The following is a 23499-nucleotide window of genomic DNA, read 5'->3' as shown; positions in this document are numbered from 1 at the left end:
CCCGCTTCGCCCGGCTCCGCCGCGCTTGCGGTCGGCTTGGGCTGGTTGATGGCGACCCGCTTCGCCCGGCTCCGCCGCGCTTGCGGTCGCCATTAGGCTTGCTGGAATGCGCCTAGGCCGAATTGCCAGCCCGGACGGTGTCGCCTTCGTCAGCCTTGAAGGGGACCCCGACCGGCCACACGAGATGACCGCCCGCGAGATCGCCGAGCACCCCTTCGGCACACCGGAGTTCACCGGCCGTTCCTGGCCGCTGGCGGACGTGCGGCTGCTGGCGCCGATCCTGGCCAGCAAGGTGGTCTGCATCGGCAAGAACTACGCCGCCCACATCACCGAAATGGGTGGTGCCCCACCGGCCAACCCGGTGATGTTCCTCAAACCCAACACCGCCATTGTCGGACCCAACGTGCCGATTCAGCTGCCCGCCAATGCTTCCCCGGTCCACTACGAAGGTGAGCTGGCCGTGGTCATCTCACGTCCCTGCAAGGACGTTCCGGCCGCCCGCGCCCGCGACAACATCTTGGGCTACACCATCGGCAACGACGTGTCGGCGCGTGACCAGCAGCAGTCTGACGGGCAATGGACCCGGGCCAAAGGCCACGACACCTTCTGCCCGATCGGGCCGTGGATCGTCACCGACCTCGACCCGGCTGACCTGGCCATTCGCACCGAGGTCAACGGGGTGGTCAAGCAGGACAGCCGGACATCGCTGATGATTCACGACGTGGGCGCCATCGTGGAATGGGTCTCCGCGGTGATGACGCTGCTGCCCGGCGACATCATCCTTACCGGCACCCCCGAAGGCGTCGGCCCCATCGAGCACGGTGACACCGTGTCCATCGCCGTTGAAGGCATCGGCGCCCTGTCCAATCCGGTTATCCGCAAAGGAAAGTAGTGACCACATCTGGTGTTCGTGTCCGGTTCTGCCCCTCGCCGACCGGCACTCCGCACGTCGGGCTGATCCGTACCGCCCTGTTCAACTGGGCCTACGCCCGCCATACCGGCGGCACCATGGTGTTCCGGGTGGAGGATACCGACGCCGAGCGCGACAGCGAGGAGAGCTACCTGGCGTTGCTCGACGCACTGCGCTGGCTGCACCTCGACTGGGACGAGGGCCCCGAGGTGGGCGGACCCTACGGGCCGTACCGGCAGTCCGAGCGCGCCGACATCCACCGTGACGTGGTGGCGCGGTTGTTGGCGGCGGGGGAGGCCTACGAGGCGTTCTCCACGCCGGAGGAGGTCGAGGCCCGTCACCGCGCCGCCGGGCGCAACCCCAAGCTGGGTTACGACAACTTCGACCGGGACCTGACGGCCGACCAGCGGGCGGCGTACCTCGCCGAGGGCCGCAAGCCCGTGGTGCGACTACGGATGCCCGACACCGAGCTGGGCTGGACCGATCTGGTGCGCGGGCCGACGGTCTTTCCGGCCGGCACCGTGCCCGACTTCGCGCTGACCCGGGCCAACGGCGACCCGCTCTACACCTTGGTCAACCCGGTCGACGACGCCATGATGAAGATCACCCATGTGCTGCGCGGCGAGGACCTGCTGCCGTCCACCCCGCGGCAGATCGCGCTGTATCAGGCGTTGATGCGTATCGGTGTGGCTGAGCGGATTCCGGAATTCGGGCACCTGCCAACCGTTTTAGGCGAGGGCACCAAGAAGCTGTCCAAACGTGACCCGCAGTCGAATCTCTTCGCGCACCGGGACCGGGGGTTCATCCCCGAGGGTCTGTTGAACTACCTGGCGCTGCTGGGCTGGTCCATCGCCGATGACCGTGATGTGTTCAGCATGGCGGAGATGGTGGCCGCGTTCGACGTGGTGAACGTCAACTCCAACCCGGCCCGGTTCGACCAGAAGAAGGCCGATGCGATCAACGCCGAGCACATCCGGCTGCTCGGCCTGGACGACTTCACAGCCCGGCTGCGCGGCTATCTGGATGCCCACGGGCACGACACCGGCCTGGACGATGCCGGCTTTGCGGTGGCCGCCGGCTTGGTGCAGACCCGCATCGTGGTGCTCGGCGACGCCTGGCCGCTGTTGAAGTTCTTCAACGACGAGCACTACGAGCTGGAGCCCCGTGCCGCCGCCAAGGAGCTGGGCCCGGAATCGGCCCCGGTGCTCGACGCTGCCATCGCCGCTCTGGAGGCCGTGCAGAACTGGACCGCCGTCGCCATCGAGGAATCGTTGAAGGCGGCGCTGCTGGACGGACTGGGCCTCAAACCGCGCAAGGCGTTCGGTCCGGTCCGGGTCGCCGTCTCCGGTGGTCTGGTCAGCCCGCCGCTGTTCGAGTCGCTGGAATTGCTGGGCTCGCGACGCAGCTTGGAGCGGTTGCGGACCGCCCGGGCGGGGGTAGGGGCAGCGCGATGACAACTTCGGCGTAGAAGTTTGGTAGTCTGCTCGTCGGCCCAAGAACGTTAGGCCAGCAGTGCCCGCCAGGCACGCTGACCAGCGGTGATGGCCGGCCAATGGGGTATGGTGTAATTGGCAACACAGCTGATTCTGGTTCAGCCATTCTAGGTTCGAGTCCTGGTACCCCAGCAAAAGCGGTCCGCTGCAAGCGATTAGGCGGGCCGAGCGGGTTGAGCTATGCTGGCAACCCGGAAATGTTCTAGCCCCCGTCGTCTAGCGGCCTAGGACGCCGCCCTCTCACGGCGGTAGCGTGGGTTCGAATCCCATCGGGGGGACATCGCAAAGGGCCCGCACCTTCTCGAAGGTGCGGGCCCTTTCCCGTGTCCGGCGAGTTGTCGTCAGTCGTCGGTGGCTGCAGTGGTTCCACCCAGCGGCATCGCCGGCAGGCCGAGCTTGCGGTGATCCCAGGAGCGGGCGCGCGAAGTGACGATGCGCACAGCCACCCGGTTGTTCATCATGGCGTCGACGGCCGGCTTCATCTCCTCGGAGTAGGGCCCGGTGTAGCGCTCCCAGACGCTGACGCCCACCCGGAAGAGGATGTCCGGGTCGTCGACGATCTCCGCGACGCCGTCGAACGCCACCCCGCGCAGTGTGTCGTAGGTCTCGCCGGCCTCCAGCAGGAAGGTGACCCGCGGATCGCGGCGCACGTTCACCGCCTTCTGCGACTTCGCCTTGGTTTCGAGCCAGATCTCGCCGTCGAGCACGGCGTACCACATCGCCGTCAGGTGAGGTCGACCGTCGCGGCCGATGGTGGCCAGCGTTCCGGTGCGGCTGCTGGTGACGAAGTCGGCGACCTCGGTGTCGGTCATGACGATCTGTGCGCGCTGTTTGGTTCCCATGCCTGCAGTCTCTCAGGCAGACCGGTAGCCCCGGCGAGCAGACGCGAGTCAGCCGGCGCAGGCCGCCGGTACGTGGGCCGACCGCCGCGCGCCGCGATCTACAGTCGCTCGGTGAGCGCCGCGGCGGCGGCGAGCAGGTCGGCGGCCCAGCGCGCCCCGGGGCGTCGGCCCATCCGGTCGATCGGACCCGAGACCGAGACGGCTGCCACCACCGTGCCGCGGCGGTCGCGCACCGGCGCGGACACGCTGGCCACCCCCGGCTCGCGTTCGGCGACGCTCTGCGCCCAGCCCCGCCGGCGGATCTCCGCCAGGGTGCGACTGGTGAACGCCGCCTTCGACAGCATGTCCTGCTGAATCGTCGGCTCGGCATAGGCCAACAGGACTTTGGCCCCCGAACCGGCGGTCATCGGCAGCCGGGAACCGATCGGCACGGTGTCGCGCAGCCCGGCAGGCGGTTCCAGCGCCGCGACACAGACCCGTTCGGCGCCCTCCCGGCGGTACAACTGCACGCTTTCCCCGGTGATCTCCCGCAGCCGTGGCAGGACCGCCGCGCCGGCCGCGCGGAGCGGATCGTCGGCGTGGACCGCCAGTTCGCTGACGGCGGGACCTATCTGCCAGCGCCCCTCGGTGTCGCGCCCGAGCAGTCGGTGGGTTTCCAGTCCCGCGGCCAGCCGGTGCGCGGTGGCGCGGGGCAGGCCGGTTCGGTCGCACAGTTCGGCCAGTCCGCATGGCGATTCGGCGATCGAGTGCAGTACCGCCAGTGCTTTGTCCAGAACGCCGATGCCGCTATGCTGTCCCATATAGAGATACTAGCGTCTCAAAATATGAGACCTTCAGATTTGGGGATGGGAATGACCGAGCAGCCTCGCACCCTGGCCGAAAAGGTTTGGGCAGACCACGTCGTGGTATCCGGCGGCGGGACTGAACCCGACCTGATCTACATCGACCTGCACCTGGTGCACGAAGTGACCAGTCCGCAGGCCTTCGAGGGGCTGCGGTTGGCCGGCCGTCCGGTCCGGCGCCCGGATCTGACCATCGCCACCGAGGACCACAACGTGCCCACGGTGGACATCGACAAGCCGATCGCCGACCCGGTTTCGCGGACCCAGGTCGAGACCCTGCGGCGCAACTGCGCCGAGTTCGGCATCCGGTTGCACCCCATGGGCGATCTCGATCAGGGGATCGTGCACATCATCGGTCCGCAACTGGGGCTCACCCAGCCGGGCACGACGGTGGTCTGCGGCGACAGTCACACCTCCACGCACGGCGCATTCGGGGCGCTGGCGATGGGCATCGGCACGTCCGAGGTCGAACACGTGCTGGCCACCCAGACGCTGCCGCTGCGTCCGTTCAAGACGATGGCGGTCAATGTCGACGGGCAGCTCGCCGACGGTGTGACGGCCAAGGACATCATCTTGGCGGTGATCGCCCAGATCGGCACCGGCGGCGGCCAGGGCTACGTCATCGAGTACCGCGGCAGCGCCATCGAAGCACTGTCGATGGAGGCCCGGATGACGATCTGCAACATGAGCATTGAGGCCGGCGCTCGGGCCGGAATGGTCGCTCCCGACGAGACCACTTACGAGTACCTGCGCGGCAAGCCGCACGCGCCCACCGGTGCGGACTGGGATGCCGCGGTGGCCTATTGGAGCAGTCTGCGCACCGACCCCGGTGCCACGTTCGACGCTGAGGTCCACCTGGACGCCGCTGCGTTGACGCCGTTCGTAACGTGGGGCACCAACCCCGGCCAGGGCGTCCCGCTGGGCGCCGAAGTGCCCGACCCCGAGTCGATCACCGATGAGGCGGAGCGGCGCGCCGCTGAGAAGGCGTTGGCCTACATGGACCTTGCACCGGGCACGCCGATGCGCGACATCGCGGTCGACACCGTCTTCGTCGGATCGTGCACCAACGGCCGTATCGAGGACCTGCGTGCGGTTGCCGATGTGCTGCGCGGACGCCAAATTGCCGACGGGGTGCGCATGCTCGTGGTGCCGGGCTCGATGCGCGTGCGCAATCAAGCCGAAGCAGAAGGCCTGGCCGAGGTTTTCACCGCGGCGGGTGCCGAGTGGCGCCAACCCGGATGCTCGATGTGTCTGGGGATGAACCCGGATCAGCTGTCACCCGGTCAGCGCTCGGCGTCGACGTCCAACCGCAATTTCGAGGGCCGGCAGGGCAAGGGTGGACGCACCCATCTGGTTTCCCCGGCCGTAGCCGCCGCCACCGCTGTCCGCGGCAGGCTGTCGGCCCCCGCCGACTTGAACTGACCGCCACGGCCTTTTAAAGGAGCCTAGTCATGGAAGCTTTCCACACCCACACCGGAATCGGCGTTCCGCTGCGCCGGTCCAATGTCGACACCGACCAGATCATTCCCGCGGTCTATTTGAAGCGCATCACCCGGACCGGCTTCGAGGACGGTCTGTTCGCCACGTGGCGCAACGACCCCTCCTTCGTTCTGAATCTCAGCCCGTTCGACAAAGGTTCGGTGCTGGTGGCGGGGCCGGACTTCGGCACCGGGTCGTCGCGGGAACACGCGGTCTGGGCGCTGCTCGACTACGGGTTCCGGGTAGTGATCTCGTCTCGATTCGCCGACATCTTCCGGGGCAATGCCGGCAAGGCAGGCCTGCTTGCCGCCCAGGTGGCCCAGGATGATGTGGAACTGCTGTGGAAGCTCATCGAGCAGAGCCCGGGTTTGGAAATCACTGTCAATCTTCAAGATCGGAATATCACCGCCGGAACGGTGGTGGTGCCGTTCACGATTGATGACTACACCGCCTGGCGATTGTCCGAAGGGCTCGACGATATAGGTCTTACGCTGCGGAAACTCGAAGATATCGACACATTTGAGGCCGCTCGGCCGAGCTGGAAGCCGCGCACCCTGCCCGCTCCCTGAGGTGGCGCAGCCGACCTTAACTTCCGGTGGGCGCAGCACTGTGACCGGCGTTCAAGGGCGGTAACCGGATTACCGAATTCGCCTATAATCTCGTCTGAAATTGCGCGTGGCTCTTGGATATCTGTGGTATCAGGGATTACCGTGTGCACTAGTCGGCTCAAGTAGGGCCACTGGTCTCGGAGGGATTGGATGAACAAAGCAGAGCTCATCGACGTGCTCACAAAGGAATTGGACACCGACCGTCGGTCGGCGACCGAGGCCGTCGAGCATTTCGTCAATGCCATTGTGCGCGCCGTCCACAAGGGTGAGAGCGTCACCATCACCGGGTTCGGCGTCTTCGAGCGTCGTCGTCGCGCCGCGCGCGTCGCCCGCAATCCCCGCACCGGTGAAACGGTCAAGGTGAAGCCGACGTCAGTTCCCGCATTCCGCCCCGGTGCGCAGTTCAAGGCGATTGTTTCTGGCGCGCAGCGCGTCCCGGCCGAGGGACTCGCCGTCAAGCGTGGCGCTGGTACCAGTGCCACCGCGGCTAAGGCGGCGAAGAAGTCGCCGGCCAAGAAGGCCACCAAGGCTGCGGCCAAGAAGACCGCCGCCAAGGCCACCACCAAGGCAGCAGCGAAGGCCCCGGCCAAGAAGGCTCCGGCCAAGAAGGCCGTGACCAAGGCGGCTCCGGCCAAGAAGGCGGTGACCAAGGCTCCGGCCAAGAAGGCGGTGACCAAGGCCCCGGCCAAGAAGGCGGTGACCAAGGCCCCGGCCAAGAAGGTCGTCGCGAAGAAGGCCGCGACCAAGGCGGCCCCGGCCAAGAAGGTCGTCGCGAAGAAGGCCGCGACCAAGGCGGCCCCGGCCAAGAAGGCTCCGGCCAAGAAGGCCGCGACCAAGGCCCCGGCTCGCAAGGGCCGCAAGTAACCACGAACAGCCGAGCGCCGCGGGGCCATCCCCGCGGCGCTCGGTCGTTTATGTCGACTTGTGGCGGGCCAGCGGGCTGCCGAGATGATCGGCGGCGACCAGCCGGCCACCCGACAGCGACAGCACCCAGGTGCTGCCTTTGCGATTGCGTGACTTGTCGGGCTTGATGCCGTCGCGCGCACACCACCAGGCGATCATGTCGGGAATCACCTTGCCCTGGGTACAGATAACCGGCGTGCCGCCGAGCTCGGCGATCTCCATAACCCTGCGGCGGGCACGCTTGGGGTTGTGGGAGTAGGCCTCTTCGGTCAGCGTCGGCTCGGCACGCACCGCAACCCCGAGTTCGGCGGCCAGGGGCTCCACGGTCTGCGCACACCGCACCCGGTCGGCCGCGTACACATCGGTGGCGCCGAAAGCCAGTAGCAGGCCGGTGAGCGCCTCGGCCTGGGCGCGGCCCATCTTGTCCAACGGCCGCTGGCGGTCATCTCCGGAGAAGCGTGATCGGCGCCCGGCGGTGCCGTGCCGCACGATCAACACCGTCTCGGTATCGGCGGGCGCCTTGGTGAACCGCCGCAATATCTTCCGGTCGTGGGGGTATTGCAGTTCCTGGATCGCCGCGTCGACCGGCAGCCATGCCAGTTCGTCTACCTCGTCATTGGGCGTGAAGTCTCCGCCCAGGGCCCGGGCGGCCCAGTACCGCACCTTTTTGGTGCCCTGCGCCACCGGGTAGCTGACCGCCCCCAGTCGGCGGCCCAGGTGTGCGTGCTGGCCGGTCTCCTCCAGGATCTCCCGCACGGCAGTCACCGGCTCGTTCTCCCCGGGATCGACTTTGCCCTTCGGCAGGGACCAGTCGTCATAACGGGGGCGGTGAATGACGGCAACTTCGACGCCGCCGTGCCGCATCCGCCACAGCACGGCGCCGGCGGCGTGGATCACCTTGTCGGCCGGCGAAGAGCCCTTCGACACCGTCGTTTCGAGCACCTTGCACTCCTGCCAGGTCAGTTCGGGCTGGGCGGTGGATGGGCGGCCGGTCAGGGATTGCGGTGGCGTTCCATCAGCGATACCTGGTGATCGCGGACGGTGGCCCCGTCTTGCGGCTCCGCGGTCCACTGACCGTCTGGACCGAGCTCCCAGCAACGGGTGGCCGGGTCCATCGCGGAATCGAACACATCGCCGAGTTGTGCAGTGAGCCGCGGGTTTTTCACCTGCGCCATCACCTCGACACGGCGGTCCAGATTGCGGTGCATCATGTCGGCGCTGCCGATCCAGAACTCATCGATGGCGCGGAAGTGAATGACGCGAGAGTGTTCCAGGAATCGGCCGAGAATCGATCGGACGATGATGTTTTCGGAGAATCCCTCGACCCCGGGCCGCAGTGCGCAGATCCCGCGTACCACCAGCTCGACACGCACCCCGGCCCGCGAGGCGCGGTAGAGCGCGTCGATCACCTGCTCGTCGACCAGCGAATTGAGCTTGAGCCGGATTCGGCCGAGGCCGGTGTCGCGGTGCGCGGCAACCTCACGTTCGATCCGTTCGATGATGCCGGTCCGCACGCCGTAGGGGGCCACCAACAGGTTTCGGTAGGCGACTTTGCGTGAATAGCCCGTCAAGGAGTTGAACAGGTCCGTCAGGTCGGCGCCGATATCCGGATCGGCGGTGAGCAGACCCACATCTTCGTAAAGCCGTGCGGTCTTGGAGTTGTAGTTGCCGGTGCCGATGTGGCAGTACCGCCGGATCGCGGACCCTTCGCGGCGCACCACAAGCGCGACCTTGCAGTGGGTTTTCAACCCGATCAGCCCGTAGACCACGTGCACACCGGCCTGTTCCAGCTTGCGCGCCCACCTGATGTTGGCCTGCTCGTCGAAGCGGGCCTTGATCTCGACCAAGGCCACCACCTGCTTACCCGCTTCGGCGGCGTCGATCAGCGCGGTGACGATCGGTGAATCGCCCGAGGTGCGGTAGAGGGTCTGCTTGATAGCCAGCACCCCCGGGTCCGCGGCGGCCTGCTCGATGAACCGCTGCACGCTGGTGGCGAAGGAGTCATAGGGGTGGTGCACCAGCACCTCGCCCTCGCGCAGGGTGGCGAAAATGCTTTTGGGAGTCTCCCGTTCGGCGAACGCCGGGTGCGTGGCCGGTACGAAGGTGCGGTCTTTGAGGTCGGGCCGGTCCTGGCCGTAGACCTGCCACAGCGACGAAAGATCGAGCAGGCCCGGCACCTCGATGACATCGCCGGGGTCCACGTCGAGTTCGCGCAGCAGCAACTCCAGCATGTGCTCGGTCATGTCGTCGGCGACTTCGAGACGGACCGGCGATCCAAACCTCCGGCGCGCCAGCTCCCGCTCCAGGGCCTGCAGCAGATCCTCGTCCCGGTCCTCTTCGACCTCGAAATCGGCGTTGCGGGTGATGCGGAACGCATGATGCTCGACGATCTCCATACCGGGGAACAACACCGGCAGAAACGCTGCGATCAGCTCCTCCATCGGTAGGAATCGGACCCCGTCCCGGCTGTCGCCGCCGTCGGCCCCGGCGTCGAGTTCGACGAAACGGTCGACGTTGTCGGGAACCTTCACCCGTGCGAAGTGACTTCCGCCGTCCTCGGGGCGCTTGACCGTCACCGCCAGGTTCAGACTGAGGCCGCTGACGAACGGGAACGGGTGTGCCGGGTCGACGGCCAGCGGCGTCAGCACCGGGAACACCTGCTCGTGGAAGTACACCGACAACTGGTCTCGCTCGGCGGGCGACAGGTCGGCCCACGTCACCACGTAGATGCCTTCGGCGGCCAGCGCCGGGCGGACCGAGTCGAGGAACACCCGCGCGTGGTTGGTGGCGATCAGCTGGGTCTGCTCGCCAATCCGGCGCAGTTGCTCACGCGGGGTCAGGCCGTCTGCGGAACGGACCGACAGGCCCATCTCGTCACGGCGTTTGAGGCCGGCGACGCGCACCATGTAGAACTCATCGAGGTTGGAGGCGAAGATCGCCAGAAACTTGGCGCGCTCCAGCAGCGGCAGCGAGGTGTCGGCGGCCAGCGCCAGCACCCGGGCATTGAAGTCCAGCCAACTCAGTTCGCGGTTCAGATAGCGATCGGCCGGCAGTTCGTCGTGATCGCCGCCGACCGGCAGACCCGCCGTGGCCGCAGGCGGCGCCGTCGGAGTGGAGTCGTTCGGACGCCAGTCGGTGTCGATACGCGTCTCGGTGAGCTCGCCGCCCTCAATTTCGTCCACCGATAAATCATTGCTCATAGCGCATGTTGCTGCCACCGGTCTTGGCGTGTGCGAGCGCGCGGGCCGTCGCCGTACCGACTCCGAGCCGGCGCGCCACCGCCAGATCCTCGGGCGTGTCGATGTCGCAGCGCAGGCCGGGCCAGGCGCCGGTCAGTTCCAGGGCGCCGGATTGCCGGTGCCGTTTCGAGGAATCCCGGCCGAACCGTGGTTCCAGCGGGGCGCCGAATGCGAACAGCGCCACAGTGCCCACCCCTTGTCGGTCGGCGACAAAGCTACGCTGATGTGGCCGCGCGGCGGCGATCGCCTCGTCGAGTTCGTACGATTGCAGCGCCGGTAGATCCCCCTGTAAAACAACGATATTCGGCACAGAAGCCGCTACTTTGGCCGCGGCCGCGGCGAGCGCGTTGTTCAGCGGGTCGTCGTGACCCTCCGGTGTCGGATCCTGCAGCACCTCCGCGCCCAGCTCGGCGGCCGTCGCGGCGGCGGCCTCGTCCGGGGTGACCACGGTGATGTGGTCGAGCCCCCGGGCGTGCAACGCGGCGGTGATGGTGTCGGCCAGCATGGCCAGCGCCACGGCCTCCCGCACCGGTGCGGGAAATGCCGGCGCCAGCCTCGTCTTGGCCACGCCGAGCCGCTTGACGGCAATGATCACCCCGATACCGGATTCCTCGGCCTGTGCGGAGTTCACCCGACCCATCCTGCCAGCGTGGGGTTCGACGGCCCGCGGGTCGTTCCGCCTTGCCCCGCTTTGCCGCGGTGGCGGTGACCCGCTTCGCCCGGCTCCGCCGCGCTCGCGGTCCCCGATAGGGTGATGCGCTTAAGGGAGGTGGTGTGTGATGGTCGGCACCGACGGCACGGTCGCGGTGATGGGGGCGGGTGCGTGGGGCACGGCGCTGGCGAAGGTGCTCGCCGACGCCGGCAGTGCGGTCAAGCTCTGGGCACGCCGGCCCGATATAGCCACCCAGATCAACGAGTCCCGGCTCAACCCCGACTATCTGCCGGGCTGCACCGTGCCCGACGCGGTGCGTGCCACCTGCGATCCCGCGGAGGCGCTGGACGGCGCGACCACCGTCGTGCTGGCTGTTCCGGCGCAGACCATGCGGGCCAATCTGCAGAGCTGGACGCCGTACCTGACCAGCAGTGCCACGCTGGTCAGCGTCGCCAAGGGCATTGAGCTGGGCACGCTGATGCGGATGAGCCAGGTGATCGTGGCGGTGACGGGATTCGATCCCGGCCAGGTCGCGGTGGTGTCGGGTCCCAACCTGGCGGCCGAGATCGCCGCGGGCCAGCCCGCGGCCACGGTGGTCGCCTGCACGGACTCCGGTCGTGCGGTGGCGCTGCAACGGATGCTCAACACCGGTTATTTCCGGCCGTACACCAACGCCGATGTCATCGGTACCGAGATCGGCGGCGCCTGCAAGAACATCATCGCGCTGGCCTGTGGGATGGCAGCGGGGGTGGGTCTGGGGGAGAACACCGCGGCGGCGATCATCACCCGCGGCCTCGCCGAGATCATTCGGCTGGGTGTGGCGCTGGGCGCCAAAGACACCACCTTGGCGGGCCTGGCCGGAGTAGGCGACCTGGTGGCGACCTGTACGTCGCCGCATTCGCGCAACCGTTCGTTCGGGGAGCGGCTCGGCCGGGGTGAGGCGTTGCCGCCGACCCCCGGATCGGCGGGTTTGGCGAGCACGACCGACGGCCATGTCGTCGAAGGGGTGACCTCGTGTCAGTCGGTGCTGGCACTGGCGTCGAGCTACGACGTGGAGATGCCCTTGACCGACGCCGTGCACCGGGTGTGCCACCAGGGGCTGTCGGTCACCGAGGCGGTGGCACTGCTGCTGGGACGTCACACCAAACCGGAGTGAGCCGCCCCCGGTACCCTCTGGCGTGTGAATTCCCACGAACGGACCCGCGTGGCCGTCGTCTTCGGCGGCCGCAGTAGTGAGCACGCCATCTCCTGTGTCTCAGCGGGCAGCATCCTGCGCAACCTTGACCCGCAACGCTTCGAGGTCGTCGCGGTAGGAATCACCCCGCAGGGGGCGTGGGTACTCACCGACGGCAACCCGGACGCCCTGGCGATCACCGACCGGCAACTGCCGTCGGTCAGCACGGACTCGGGCGCTGAGCTGGCGCTGGCAGCCGACCCCCAGCGGGCCGGTCAGCTGGTCGCGTTCTCCGCTGCGGGACGCGCAGAGGTGCTGGAGTCGGTCGACGTGGTGTTTCCGGTACTGCACGGACCCTACGGCGAGGACGGCACCATACAGGGGCTGCTGGAGTTGGCCGGGGTGCCCTACGTGGGTGCCGGGGTGCTGGCCAGCGCGGCGGGCATGGACAAGGAGTTCACCAAGAAGCTGCTGGCCGCCGACGGCCTGCCGATCGGGCCGTACGCGGTGCTGCGGGCCGCTCAGGAGACGCTGTCCGACGACGAGCGGCAGCGCCTGGGGCTTCCGCTGTTCGTCAAACCGGCCCGCGGCGGATCGTCGATCGGCGTGAGCCGGGTGACGTCGTATGACGAGCTTCCCGCCGCGATCGCCGAGGCTCGCCGGCACGACCCGAAGGTCATCGTCGAGGCCGCGATCGTCGGCCGCGAGATCGAATGCGGGGTGCTCGAGTTCCCCGACGGCACGGTGGCCGCCAGCACGCTGGGCGAGATCCGGGTGGCCGGCACCCGCGACCCCGACGACGCGTTCTACGACTTCGCCACCAAATACCTCGATGACGCCGCCGAACTCGACGTGCCGGCCAAGGTCGACGACGATGTCGCCGCCGCGGTGCAGCAGCTGGCCATCCGGGCGTTCGCCGCGCTGGACTGCCAGGGCCTGGCCCGGGTGGACTTCTTCTTGACCGACAGCGGGCCGGTGATCAACGAGATCAACACCATGCCGGGCTTCACCACGATCTCGATGTACCCGCGGATGTGGTCGGCCAGCGGCATGGACTATTCCACGCTGCTGGGGACCATGGTCGACACCGCGCTGGCTCGCGGGGTGGGCCTGCGCTGACGCGCTCGACGCCCGCCGCCGCGCCGACCGGCACCCGCCGCGCACCCGCCGGCACCCCCGCCGCCGCGCCGAACGTGCACTCAGGTCGGAAAATCAGGCAGATTCTCGGCGTGAATGCACGTTCGGCGAAACCACTCAGCGCGGCGGGCCCGGCCTGATCGCCACCGGCGCCCACTTCTGGGCAATCAGATCGGAAATCTCCTGGATCGGCGTCGGCCCCGAACCCGGCGGCAGGGTGAGCGCCAGATAGGTAATGCGGTCCACCACATACCAGGTGGCCCGGTCACCCTCGCGAACCTCGAACCACTGCACGTGATCGACCACCTGGATGGGCGAGCCCACCACGAAGTCAGTCGGCCGGTCCAGCCCGCAGCGCAGCACCACCGCCGCACCGTCCGCGGCGGTCCAGGCCGCAGCGCCCGGCGGGGCCGGTTCGACCAGCTCGGCGCGCCGATAGTCGCCGAGCGCAGACGGCAGCGCGTCCAACACGGCACGGCAGTCGGCGCTGTCGGCTTGTGGGGCGGGCACCGTGGCGAGCGGAACCGGTTCGGCACCCCGCTCGCCCGGGTGGCGCACCGCGGCGACCGTCAGTGCGATACCCACCGCGGCGACGGCCACCACCAGCGCCAGGATCAGGGCAAGCCGCGGCGGCCCGTCGTCTGCATCGTTGTCCGGACCGATCACGCCCCGCCCACCATTCTGATCGCACCTACACTCCAGGCTGTGCGCGGTAATGAGCCCACGCTGGGTCAGCTTGGAGAGTTTCCCATGATCGACCGGCTGGTCGCCGGGCGCCGTCAGCCCGCCACCACACAACTGGGACCCGGCGACGACGCGGCGGTGGTGGGCTGCGCCGACGGCCGGGTGGTGGTCTCCACCGACATGCTGGTCGAAGGCCGGCATTTCCGGCTGGACTGGTCGGCCCCCGAGCAGGTCGGGCGCAAGGCCATCGCGCAGAACGCGGCCGATATCGAGGCGATGGGGGCACGCCCCACCGCGTTCGTGGTCGCTTTCGGGGCGCCCTCCGACACGCCCGCCGCCGACGCCGCGGCCCTGGCCGACGGGATGTGGGCCGAGGCCGAGCGCCTGGGCGCGGGCGTGGTCGGCGGCGACCTGGTTCAGGCCGACCGCTGGGTGGTGTCGGTGACGGTGCTGGGGGAGCTGGCCGGCCGCGCTCCGGTGCTGCGGTCCGGCGCGCGCCCCGGGGCGACACTGGCGGTGGCCGGCGAACTGGGCCGCTCCGCGGCGGGGCTGCGGCTCCTGGTCGACGGTGCCGGGGGATTCCCCGAGCTTGAGCAGCGGCATCTGGTTCCCGAGCCGCCCTACGGACAGGGAGCGGTCGCCGCCGGCGCCGGCGCGCAGGCGATGACCGATGTCTCCGACGGATTGATCGCCGACCTGGGGCACCTGGCGGCCGCATCACAGGTGACGCTGGACGTGTCCACGGCGGCGCTGGCGTCCGATCACCGGGCTCTGGCTCCCGCGGCCGCCGCAGTCGGCGCCGACCCGTGGGCGTGGGTGCTGGGCGGGGGAGAGGATCACGCGCTGGTCGCCGCGTTTCCCGCCGGCGTGCCGGCCGGTTGGCGTGCCATCGGCCAGGTGCGGCCCGGGCCGGGGCGGGTGCTGGTCGACGGGGCGTTGTGGGACGGGCAGGCGGGCTGGCAGTCGTTCGATCCCGGCGCACCGTTACGTTGAGACACCATGAGTGCTCGTCCACTTCCCGAACTTGTCGAAAGCGGTTGGGCCACTGCGCTGGCGCCGGTGACCGATCAGGTCGCCGCGCTGGGAACGTTCCTGCGTGAGGAGACGACGGCCGGCCGCGGCTTCCTGCCGGAGGGGCAGAACATTCTGCGCGCCTTCAGCTTTCCGTTCGACGACGTTCGGGTGCTGATCGTCGGGCAGGACCCCTACCCGACCCCGGGTCACGCGGTGGGCCTCAGCTTCTCGGTCGCACCGCATGTGCGGCCGTTGCCGCGCAGCCTGGCGAACATCTTCACCGAGTACACCGCAGACCTGGGTTATCCCACGCCCTCCAACGGTGACCTGTCCCCATGGGCGCAGCGGGGTGTGCTGCTGCTCAACAGGGTGCTGACCGTGCAACCGGGGGCCCCCGCGTCGCATCGCGGCAAGGGCTGGGAGGCGATCACCGAGTGTGCGATCCGCGCACTGGTGGCCCGCCGACGGCCGATGGTGGCGATCTTGTGGGGCCGCGACGCCGGAACGCTCAAGCCGATGCTCAACGAGCACTGCCTGACCATCGAATCACCGCACCCGTCGCCGCTTTCGGCATCGCGTGGATTCTTCGGATCGCGCCCCTTCAGCCGCGCCAATGATCTGCTGGCACAGCTGGGAGCCGAGCCGATCGACTGGCGCCTGCAGTGAAGCCGCCCGAACGGGTCGCCGAAGCGGGCGCCCGGGCAGCCAGGAACGCGGACTTAGCCGCGGACGACCTTGCCGGCCTTGATGCACGAAGTGCAGGCGTTCAGGCGCTGCTTGTTACCGCCGGGACGGGCGGCGTGCACAACCTGGATGTTCGGGTCCCACCGACGGCTGGTCCGACGGTGCGAGTGGGACACCGACTTGCCGAAGCCGGGGCCCTTTCCGCAGATATCGCACACGGCAGCCATATGTGACACTCCTCAAAACGTCTGCTTGAGGGCCAACGACCTCAGCGGGTGGCCCGACAACCTGATCAGGATACCCGCCGGACGGGGCAACCACCAAAACGCCCCGTGCAGACCGGACGTGCGTGAGCTGTGCTGTCGCCGGAAGTGATTAGGCTTGCGGCCACCGGAGGTGGCGGCAGGAAGGGGGGTGGAGGTGGGCAACCCCGATCGTTCGCTGGATGCGGCGACCTTGCGGGACTGGGCGCACACCGCCGTCGGCGACCTGATCACCCACACCGACGAGATCAACCAGCTCAACGTTTTCCCCGTCGCCGACTGCGACACCGGCACCAACATGCTGTTCACCATGCGCTCGGCCCTGGCCGAGGCCAACACCGAGGCGGCCTCGGGCGAGGTCGGGCGGGTGGCGGCCGCACTGTCGTCCGGAGCGCTGCACGGCGCCCGGGGCAACTCCGGGGTGATCCTGTCGCAGATCCTGCGGGGCCTGGCCGATGTGACGGCCGAACGCGGGGCTGCAACCACGGTGATCGACGCGGCGCTGCTCGCAGCCGGCTTACGGCACGGGGTGGAGCTGGTGGTCACCTCGATGGGAGGCCGCGAGGTCCCCGGCACCATCGTGTCGGTGCTGCAGGCCGCGGCTGCTGCCGTGCAGCGGTCTGCTGCGCAGGGGGCCGAGTTGGGGCCGGCGCTGGTGGCCGGCACCGACGCCGCCGCCGAGGCGCTGGAGGCCACCACCACCCAGCTCGATGTGCTCGCCGAGGCCGGGGTGGTCGACGCGGGCGGACGCGGCCTGCTGGTGCTGCTCGACGCGCTGCGTTCGACGATCACCGGGCAGGCCCCGGTGCGGGCCCGGTATCAAGCCTCGCCGCGGCCCCGGACACCCGAAGCGGGCACCGAGCCGCCGGCACCCCAGTTCGAGGTGATGTACCTCCTCGGCGAGTGCAGCCCCGAAGACACCGAGGCCCTGCGCGAACGGTTGACGCAGCTCGGTGAATCGGTCGCGATCGCGACCTCGGGCGTGGTCGGTGGATATTCGGTGCACGTGCACACCGATGACGCCGGTGCCGCCGTCGAGGCCGGGCTGGCGTTCGGCCGGCCGCGCCGGATCCAGATCTCGGCGCTGGCCGGGGCCACCGGCCCGTCTCCGGGCAGCTGGACACGGGAGCGCGCGGTGCTCGCCGTGGTCGACGGCGACGGCGCCGAGGCGCTGTTCGACTCCGAAGGCGCCTGCGTACTGCGGCCGGACCCGCACAGCGCCGAGCCGGTGATGATGGTCTCCGCGCAGCAGCTGCTGCGGGCGGTGGTCGACACCGGCGCAGCCCAGGTGATGCTGCTGCCCAACGGCTACGTCGCCGCCGAGGAACTGGTGGCGGGCGCTACGGCGGCCATCGGGTGGGGGGTGGACGTGGTGCCGGTGCCGACCGGCTCGATGGTGCAGGGCCTGGCGGCACTGGCGGTGCACGATCCGGGCCGGCCGCTGGTCGACGACGGCTACACCATGGCCCGGGCGGCCGGCGGAACTCGGCTCGGGTCGGTGCGGGTGGCGACCGAAAAGGCGCTGACCTGGGCGGGCGCCTGTCAACCCGGTGACGGCCTGGGCATCGCCGGCGACGAGGTGCTGATCGTGGCCCGCGATGTCGGAGCGGCGGCGATCGGTCTGATCGACCTGATGCTGGCCGCCGGTGGTGAGCTGGTGACGGTGCTGTTCGGTGCGGGCTTCGGCGGGGAGGTCATCGAGGTGTTGGCCCGGCACGTGCACGATCGGCACCCGGGGACCGAGCTGGCGACCTACTTCACCGGGCATCGGGGGGACGCACTGCTGATCGGGGTCGAGTGACGATGGTCACGTTGGCCGACCGGCTGGACTACGTGGTGGGTTCGGACGCGGCCGCCAAACTCGACGAGTTCTTCGGAATCCGTACGGTCGACGACCTGCTGCGGCACTACCCCCGCAGCTACGTCGAGGGCGCGACCAAACGCGGCGTCGACGACGCCCAGGCGCTCGAGGGCGAACACATCACCCTGGTGGACACCATCGCCACCGCCGTGGCCAGACCGATGAGGCGCCAGCCGGGCCGGCGTCCCAACGAATATCTGGTGATCACCCTGGGTAGCGGCCAGCAGAAGGTCAGTGCCACCTTCTTCAATGCGCGCGGCCTGAAATACAAACTCACCCCGGGATCCCGGGTGATGCTGTCCGGCGAGGTCGGCTACTTCAACCGCAAACTTCAACTGACGCACCCCGACTTCCTCATCCTCGATGCGCCGAACCAGGACAACTTCGGCAGTGACTCGCTGCGCAACATCGCCGATGCCTCTCAGGCGATCAGTGGCGAAGTGCTGCAGTCGGAGTTCGAGCGGGCCTGCTATCCGATCTATCCGGCGAGCACCAAACTGCAGAGCTGGGACATATTCGCCTGTGTGCGACAGGTTCTGGAAGTTCTCGACACAGTGCCCGAGCCACTGCCGGCCGCGTTGCTGGCCGAGCGCGGGCTGATCGGCGAAGACGAGGCGCTTCGCGCGATCCACCTCGCCGAGAGCGCGGCGCAGCGCGACCGGGCCCGCGAGCGGCTGGCTTTCGATGAGGCGGTGGGGCTGCAATGGGCGTTGGCCGCGCGCCGCAACGGCGAACTGTCCGAGTCCGGACCGTCGGCACCTGCGAGCAGCGACGGGTTGGCCGCGCAGATGATGAGCCGGTTGCCCTTCGAGCTGACGGCCGGGCAGTGTGAAGTGCTCGACGTCTTGCAGGCGGAGTTGACCGCGACCCGTCCGATGAACCGGATGTTGCAGGGTGAGGTCGGCTCCGGAAAGACCGTGGTTGCGCTGCTGGCGATGCTGCAGATGGTCGACGCGGGTTACCAGTGCGCGTTGCTTGCGCCGACGGAAGTCCTTGCGGCTCAGCATGTTCGCTCAATGCGAGACATGCTCGGGCCACTGGCCATGGGGGGTCAGCTCGGCGGTGCGGACCATGCCACCGCGGTGGCGTTGCTCACCGGGTCGATGTCGGCGCCGGCCAAGAAGCAGGTTCGGGCTCAGATCACCGACGGCACCGCGGGGATCGTGGTGGGCACCCACGCCCTGTTGCAAGACTCTGTCGAGTTCCACCGGCTCGGCATGGTGGTGGTCGACGAACAGCATCGCTTCGGGGTGGAACAGCGCGATCAGTTGCGGGCCAAGGCTCCCGCGGGGATCACGCCGCATCTGCTGGTGATGACCGCGACGCCGATCCCGCGCACCGTGGCCCTGACCGTTTACGGTGACCTGGAGACCTCCACGCTGCGTGAGCTGCCACGCGGGCGCCAGCCCATCCGCTCCTCGGTGATCTTTGAGAAGACCAAACCGGCCTGGCTGCAACGGGCCTGGGAGAGGATCCGGGAAGAGGTCGCATCGGGCCGGCAGGCCTACGTGGTGGCGCCGCGCATCGACGAGAACGACGAGCCCGCGGCGCAGGCCGGCGATCAGGGGTCGCTGCGGCCGTCGGCGACCGCGGTAGAGCTCTACGAGCGTTTGGGATCCGGGCCGTTGGCGGGACTGCGGCTCGGGTTGATGCACGGCCGGTTGTCTGCCGATGAGAAAGACGTGGTGATGAACGCGTTCCGGGCCGGAACGGTGGACGTGTTGGTGTGTACGACCGTGATCGAGGTCGGTGTCGACGTCCCGAATGCGACGGTGATGTTGGTGGCCGACGCCGACCGATTCGGTATCAGCCAGCTGCATCAGCTGCGCGGACGGATCGGGCGCGGCGAGCACGCCAGCCTGTGCCTGCTGGTCACCTCGGCAACCGAGGGGTCCCGGGCCGGCAGGCGCCTGGAGGCCGTGGCCGCCACGCTGGACGGCTTTGCGCTGGCCGATCTGGATCTTCGGGAACGCGGCGAGGGCGATGTGCTGGGCCGCACCCAGTCCGGCTGGCGCGGCGGACTGAAACTGTTGTCGCTGACCGACCACGGCGAGGTCATCGAAGCGGCCCGGGAATGGTGCGACAAGGCTTGGGAAGCCGACCCCAACGATGCCGGGCTGGCCACGCTGGCAGCGCATTTCACCGGGATCGAATACCTGGACAAGTCATGAACCCGCAGCGCAGGACCCTGCTGTGGATGGCCGTCGCGGCGGCGATCGCCGTGCTGGTGGCCTACCAGACCGTCTCGGCCGCCGGCCAGCGCAGCCGTGACCTGGCAGCGCAGGCCGGAATGCCCACCGTGGCGCCGGGCACCGACGTGCTGGCCGGTATCTCGGTGGTACCGGTGCGCACCCACCGCTACGACTACCGCCGCGACCTGTTCGGTCAAGCCTGGGACGACGACAACGACGCCCCCGGCGGACGCAACGGCTGCGACACCCGCAACGACATCCTCAACCGCGATCTGGTGGACATCACCCGGGTCTCGACCAAACGCTGCCCCGCCGCGGTGGCCACCGGAACCCTCTACGACCCCTACACCAATGCCGTCGTCGCCTTCACCCGCGGCGCGAAGATCGGCGAAGCCGTGCAGATCGACCACATCGTCCCGCTGGCCTACGCCTGGGACATGGGAGCCTCGGGCTGGACCCACCGCCAGCGGCTGCGCTTCGCCAACGACCCCGCCAACCTGCTGGCGGTCGCCGGGCGGGCCAACCAGGACAAGGGCGATGCCGGGCCGGGCCAGTGGATGCCGCCGAACCGCTCCTTCGCCTGCCAGTACGCGATCGCCTACCTCGCGGTACTGCGCGGCTACCAGCTGCGACTCGACCAGCCGTCGGCGGAGGTACTGCGCGACGCCGCGGCCACCTGTCCGGCGGGCTAGATACCGGTGTAGGTCAGCGGGTCTTCGCGCACCCGGGTGCCGTCGTTGAGGCCGCCCAGGCTGTCCATGTGCTCCTGGGCCAGCTCGAAGCCGAACACGTCGAGGTTTTCGGCGATGCGCTCCGGCTGGGCCGAGCGGGGGATCACCACGTTGCCCAGCTGCAGGCTCCACCGGATCAGTACCTGCGCCGGGGTCTTGCCGTACTCGGCGGCGATCGCGGTAACCGTCGGGTTGTCGAGCAGGCGGCCCACCGCCAGCGGGCTGTAAGCCTCAGTCACGATGCCGCGCTCAGCGTTGGCGGCACGCAGCTCAGCCTGGTTGAGCAGCGGGTGCAGCTCGATCTGGTTGACCGACGGAGTCTCGAATGCCAAATCGATCACGTCGTCGAGGTGCTGGGTGGTGAAGTTGCACACCCCGATCGATCGGGTCAGTCCCATCTCCCGGGTCTGGATCAGCCCGCCGTAGCTGTCGACGTACATGCCCAGCGGCGGCGCCGGCCAATGAACCAGGTACAGGTCCATATACTCCATCCCGAGCCGCTCCAGGCTGGCCTTGCAGGCTTCGATGGCGGCGGTCAGACCCTGGTCGGCGTTGGCCAGCTTGGTGGTGACGAACACCTCCTCGCGCGGAATCCCCGACGCGGCGATCGCCCGGCCCACGGCGGCCTCGTTGCCGTACACCTTGGCGGTGTCGATCAGCCGGCAGCCCAGCTCGAGTGCCGTCGAGACGGCCCGCTCGGTTTCGGCCTCGGACAACTCGCCCACCCCGATACCCAGAGTCGGCATGGTGTGACCGTCGTTGAGCGTGACGGAGGGGATCGCAGTGCCCGACGTCATTTCACCTACCTGTGTAATCGAACGTTCGTGGATCGGGCCCCAGCCGGGCGCCGTCGTCGAGCGAGGATATCTCGGCCATCTCTGGCGTGCCGAGTTCGAAGTCGAAGACGTCGAAGTTGCCGACGATGCGCTCCGGGTGGACCGATTTCGGAATCACGATATTACCCAGCTGGATATGCCACCGGATCAGCACCTGTGCCGGGGTCTTGCCGTACCGCCGCGCCACCGCGGCGACCTTCGGATGTGTCAGCAGCGAACCGCGCCCCAACGGCGCCCAGGCCTCGGTGGCGATGCCGAGGCGGGCGTGCAGCGCACGCAGGTCGGGCTGGCTGAAGCGCGGGTGCAGCTCGATCTGATTGACGACCGGCACGATCCCGGTCGCATCGATGAGCACCTTGAGGTGATCGGCGGCGAAGTTGCTCACCCCGATCGAGCGGATCCGGCCCTGGTCCCGCAGGTGGGCCATGGCCCGGAAGGTCTCGACGAACTTGCCGCGCATCGGCAGGGGCCAGTGGATCAGGTACAGGTCCAGAACGTCCAGCCCGAGCCGGTCCATGCTCGCCTCGAACGCCCGCTGCGTGGAGTCGTAGCCCTGGTCGGCGTTCCACACCTTGGTGACCACATAGACCTCGTCGCGCCCCAGCCCAGAGGCTGCGACGGCGCGGCCCACCTCGCGTTCGTTGCCGTAGAGGGCCGCGGTGTCGATGTGGCGGTAGCCGGCCGCCAGCGCACTGCTCACCGCTGCTTCGGTCTCGGCGGGTGAAATCTTGTAAACCCCGAAACCGACGCTGGGGATGGAATTACCGTCGTTGAGCGTGACCGAACGCAAGCTATCTCCAGCAGCCATGCCACGAAGTCTGCCAGTCGGGCCCGGTTCCGGGCGGGGTGCCAGGTGGTCCGATCAGCTGCAGAGCGCCCTGGTGAAGGCCGGCATGAAGGTCACCCCGAGGTTGCCGATCGGGGTGCAGCGCCTGCTGACCGGCGGGCGGTCGGTGACCATCGACGGCAAGACCCTCGACCCCACGCTGCGATTGACCCTGGCCGCACAGCACGCGATGGGTGTCCACGGATTGGTCATCGGTGACGACGCGGACGCCTCCCGCGCCCAGTTGCGCCGGACCGCCGCCGGGCTCGGCGGCGGCGACATCCGCGTCGAGGTAGGCGACCTCGCGTTACCCGGCCCCTCCGGTGACATCGCCGCTCGGCACTACCGGCCGCCCGGTGGCGGCGCCAAGCCGCTGCTGGTCTTCTTCCACGGTGGCGGATTCGTGATCGGCGACCTGGACAGCCACGACGCGTTCTGTCGGCTGACCTGCCGGGACGGCGACATTGCGGTGCTGTCGGTGGACTACCGGCTGGCGCCCGAGCATCCCGCGCCGGCGGCACTCGACGACGCCTGGGCGGCGTTTCGCTGGGCCGTCGACCACGCCGCCGAGCTGGGCGGGCTGACCGGCCGGGTCGCTGTCGGCGGGGACAGCGCGGGCGCGAACCTGGCTGCCGGGGTGGCGTTGCGGGCTCGCGACGAGGGCGGGGCGGCACCTGTCCTGCAGTGGCTGATCTACCCGGTGGCTGACTGCACCGCCCAGACCCGCTCGCGCACGCTGTACGGGGAGGGGTTCCTGCTGACCAAGCACGACATCGATTGGTTCACCGAGCAATATGTGGGCCGATCGCCGCTCGACCCCAGCGACCCGCGGGTGTCTCCGCTGCTGGCCGAGGACCTGTCGGGACTGCCGCCGGTACTGATGGCGCTGGCCGGGTTCGATCCGCTCTACGACGAGGGTGAACAGTTCGCTGCGGCGCTGCGTGCGGCCGGGGTCGACGTCGACCTGCGGCGGATGCCGTCCATGACGCACGCATTCATCAATCTGTTTCCTCTGGGCGGCGGCATCGCGACTGCCACCGGGGAGTTGATCTCGGCGCTGCGCGCCCACCTCAGCCGCGGCTGAGGCCGCTCACGCCGGTACTGTAGAACCGCAAAACCGACCACCGAA

The 23499-nt window shown here is 68.7% G+C and carries 22 protein-coding genes and 2 tRNA genes; 15 read left to right on the top strand and 9 right to left on the bottom strand.

Annotated features, from left to right (window positions below; genetic code table 11):
• The first annotated feature begins 106 nt into the window (after positions 1–106).
• The 4 genes from LI92_RS07025 to LI92_RS07010 all read left to right on the top strand — a co-directional run bounded on the left by LI92_RS07025 (position 107) and on the right by LI92_RS07010 (position 2681).
• On the top strand, positions 107–892 hold the full coding sequence (locus LI92_RS07025; protein WP_046317433.1) for a fumarylacetoacetate hydrolase family protein: 786 nt from the start codon (positions 107–109) through the stop codon (positions 890–892).
• Positions 892–2364: a glutamate--tRNA ligase gene (gltX, locus tag LI92_RS07020; protein WP_046317432.1), complete on the top strand. Its 1473-nt coding sequence runs from the start codon at positions 892–894 to the stop codon at positions 2362–2364. Before LI92_RS07025 ends, gltX begins: the two co-directional genes overlap by 1 nt.
• 99 nt (positions 2365–2463) lie before the next feature.
• Positions 2464–2535 (top strand) — tRNA-Gln (locus LI92_RS07015).
• A gap of 73 nt (positions 2536–2608) precedes the next feature.
• Positions 2609–2681 (top strand) — tRNA-Glu (locus LI92_RS07010).
• 63 nt (positions 2682–2744) lie between these two features.
• Here LI92_RS07010 and LI92_RS07005 read toward each other — a convergent pair.
• Complete coding sequence (locus LI92_RS07005; protein ID WP_046317430.1) at positions 2745–3245, bottom strand: pyridoxamine 5'-phosphate oxidase family protein; 501 nt, start codon at positions 3243–3245, stop codon at positions 2745–2747.
• Positions 3246–3343: 98 nt separating this feature from the next.
• Entirely contained in the window at positions 3344–4045 is a 702-nt protein-coding gene (locus tag LI92_RS07000; RefSeq protein ID WP_046317428.1) for an IclR family transcriptional regulator, read from the bottom strand.
• 45 nt (positions 4046–4090) lie between these two features.
• On the opposite strand from LI92_RS07000, the gene leuC reads away from it, so the two are divergent.
• The 3 genes from leuC to LI92_RS06985 all read left to right on the top strand — a co-directional run bounded on the left by leuC (position 4091) and on the right by LI92_RS06985 (position 7038).
• Complete coding sequence (gene leuC / locus LI92_RS06995; protein ID WP_046317426.1) at positions 4091–5509, top strand: 3-isopropylmalate dehydratase large subunit; 1419 nt, start codon at positions 4091–4093, stop codon at positions 5507–5509.
• 29 nt (positions 5510–5538) lie between these two features.
• Positions 5539–6135 carry a 3-isopropylmalate dehydratase small subunit gene (gene leuD, locus LI92_RS06990; RefSeq protein ID WP_046317424.1) on the top strand — a complete coding sequence of 199 codons (597 nt, stop codon included), beginning with the start codon at positions 5539–5541 and terminating at the stop codon, positions 6133–6135.
• A gap of 189 nt (positions 6136–6324) precedes the next feature.
• Entirely contained in the window at positions 6325–7038 is a 714-nt protein-coding gene (locus LI92_RS06985; RefSeq protein WP_046317422.1) for an HU family DNA-binding protein, read from the top strand.
• Between the two features lie 48 nt (positions 7039–7086).
• Here LI92_RS06985 and mutT1 read toward each other — a convergent pair whose 3' ends face one another.
• From mutT1 to cofC, 3 genes are read right to left on the bottom strand one after another with little or no spacing between them, the layout of a single operon-like run.
• Positions 7087–8019 carry an 8-oxo-(d)GTP phosphatase MutT1 gene (mutT1, locus tag LI92_RS06980; RefSeq protein WP_046317420.1) on the bottom strand — a complete coding sequence of 311 codons (933 nt, stop codon included), beginning with the start codon at positions 8017–8019 and terminating at the stop codon, positions 7087–7089.
• 50 nt (positions 8020–8069) lie between these two features.
• Positions 8070–10277 carry an RNA degradosome polyphosphate kinase gene (locus LI92_RS06975; RefSeq protein ID WP_046317418.1) on the bottom strand — a complete coding sequence of 736 codons (2208 nt, stop codon included), beginning with the start codon at positions 10275–10277 and terminating at the stop codon, positions 8070–8072.
• Entirely contained in the window at positions 10267–10956 is a 690-nt protein-coding gene (cofC, locus tag LI92_RS06970) for a 2-phospho-L-lactate guanylyltransferase (RefSeq protein ID WP_046317416.1), read from the bottom strand. The genes LI92_RS06975 and cofC overlap by 11 nt, the downstream gene beginning before the upstream one ends.
• Before the next feature lie 139 nt (positions 10957–11095).
• Between cofC and LI92_RS06965 the strand changes: the two genes are divergently transcribed.
• On the top strand, positions 11096–12124 hold the full coding sequence (locus LI92_RS06965) for an NAD(P)H-dependent glycerol-3-phosphate dehydrogenase (RefSeq protein WP_046317414.1): 1029 nt from the start codon (positions 11096–11098) through the stop codon (positions 12122–12124).
• 24 nt (positions 12125–12148) lie between these two features.
• Positions 12149–13261 (top strand): D-alanine--D-alanine ligase family protein, encoded by a 1113-nt coding sequence (locus tag LI92_RS06960; protein WP_046317412.1) that lies wholly within the window; start codon positions 12149–12151, stop codon positions 13259–13261.
• A 135-nt stretch (positions 13262–13396) separates the two neighbouring features.
• Here the strand turns inward: LI92_RS06960 and LI92_RS06955 are convergent, their stop codons facing one another.
• Positions 13397–13945 carry a DUF3515 domain-containing protein gene (locus LI92_RS06955; protein ID WP_046317411.1) on the bottom strand — a complete coding sequence of 183 codons (549 nt, stop codon included), beginning with the start codon at positions 13943–13945 and terminating at the stop codon, positions 13397–13399.
• A 39-nt stretch (positions 13946–13984) separates the two neighbouring features.
• Here LI92_RS06955 and LI92_RS06950 point away from each other — a divergent pair, with 39 nt between their 5' ends.
• Together LI92_RS06950 and LI92_RS06945 are read left to right on the top strand one after the other, a co-directional pair.
• On the top strand, positions 13985–14956 hold the full coding sequence (locus LI92_RS06950; protein ID WP_286134908.1) for a thiamine-phosphate kinase: 972 nt from the start codon (positions 13985–13987) through the stop codon (positions 14954–14956).
• A 6-nt stretch (positions 14957–14962) separates the two neighbouring features.
• Complete coding sequence (locus tag LI92_RS06945; protein ID WP_046317407.1) at positions 14963–15643, top strand: uracil-DNA glycosylase; 681 nt, start codon at positions 14963–14965, stop codon at positions 15641–15643.
• A 53-nt stretch (positions 15644–15696) separates the two neighbouring features.
• On the opposite strand, the gene rpmB is transcribed toward LI92_RS06945, so the two are convergent.
• On the bottom strand, positions 15697–15888 hold the full coding sequence (rpmB, locus tag LI92_RS06940; protein WP_024443272.1) for a 50S ribosomal protein L28: 192 nt from the start codon (positions 15886–15888) through the stop codon (positions 15697–15699).
• 193 nt (positions 15889–16081) lie between these two features.
• Here rpmB and LI92_RS06935 point away from each other — a divergent pair, with 193 nt between their 5' ends.
• From LI92_RS06935 to LI92_RS06925, 3 genes are read left to right on the top strand one after another with little or no spacing between them, the layout of a single operon-like run.
• Entirely contained in the window at positions 16082–17725 is a 1644-nt protein-coding gene (locus tag LI92_RS06935) for a DAK2 domain-containing protein (RefSeq protein WP_046317442.1), read from the top strand.
• A gap of 2 nt (positions 17726–17727) precedes the next feature.
• Entirely contained in the window at positions 17728–19956 is a 2229-nt protein-coding gene (recG, locus tag LI92_RS06930; RefSeq protein WP_046317406.1) for an ATP-dependent DNA helicase RecG, read from the top strand.
• Positions 19953–20669 (top strand): HNH endonuclease family protein, encoded by a 717-nt coding sequence (locus LI92_RS06925; protein WP_046317404.1) that lies wholly within the window; start codon positions 19953–19955, stop codon positions 20667–20669. The genes recG and LI92_RS06925 overlap by 4 nt, the downstream gene beginning before the upstream one ends.
• Here LI92_RS06925 and LI92_RS06920 read toward each other — a convergent pair.
• Positions 20666–21505: an aldo/keto reductase gene (locus LI92_RS06920; protein WP_046317402.1), complete on the bottom strand. Its 840-nt coding sequence runs from the start codon at positions 21503–21505 to the stop codon at positions 20666–20668. The genes LI92_RS06925 and LI92_RS06920 overlap by 4 nt on opposite strands.
• 1 nt (position 21506) lies before the next feature.
• Positions 21507–22352 carry an aldo/keto reductase gene (locus tag LI92_RS06915; protein ID WP_192829994.1) on the bottom strand — a complete coding sequence of 282 codons (846 nt, stop codon included), beginning with the start codon at positions 22350–22352 and terminating at the stop codon, positions 21507–21509.
• On the opposite strand from LI92_RS06915, the gene LI92_RS06910 reads away from it, so the two are divergent.
• Positions 22351–23454, top strand: coding sequence for an alpha/beta hydrolase (locus LI92_RS06910; RefSeq protein WP_046317398.1), 1104 nt, complete (start codon positions 22351–22353; stop codon positions 23452–23454). The genes LI92_RS06915 and LI92_RS06910 overlap by 2 nt on opposite strands.
• Positions 23455–23499 lie beyond the last annotated feature (45 nt).

Source organism: Mycobacterium sp. UM_Kg1 (genome assembly GCF_000972925.1).
In the GTDB taxonomy this organism is placed as follows: Bacteria; Actinomycetota; Actinomycetes; order Mycobacteriales; family Mycobacteriaceae; genus Mycobacterium; species Mycobacterium hiberniae.
This window is presented reverse-complemented; position numbering and strand designations above follow the sequence as displayed.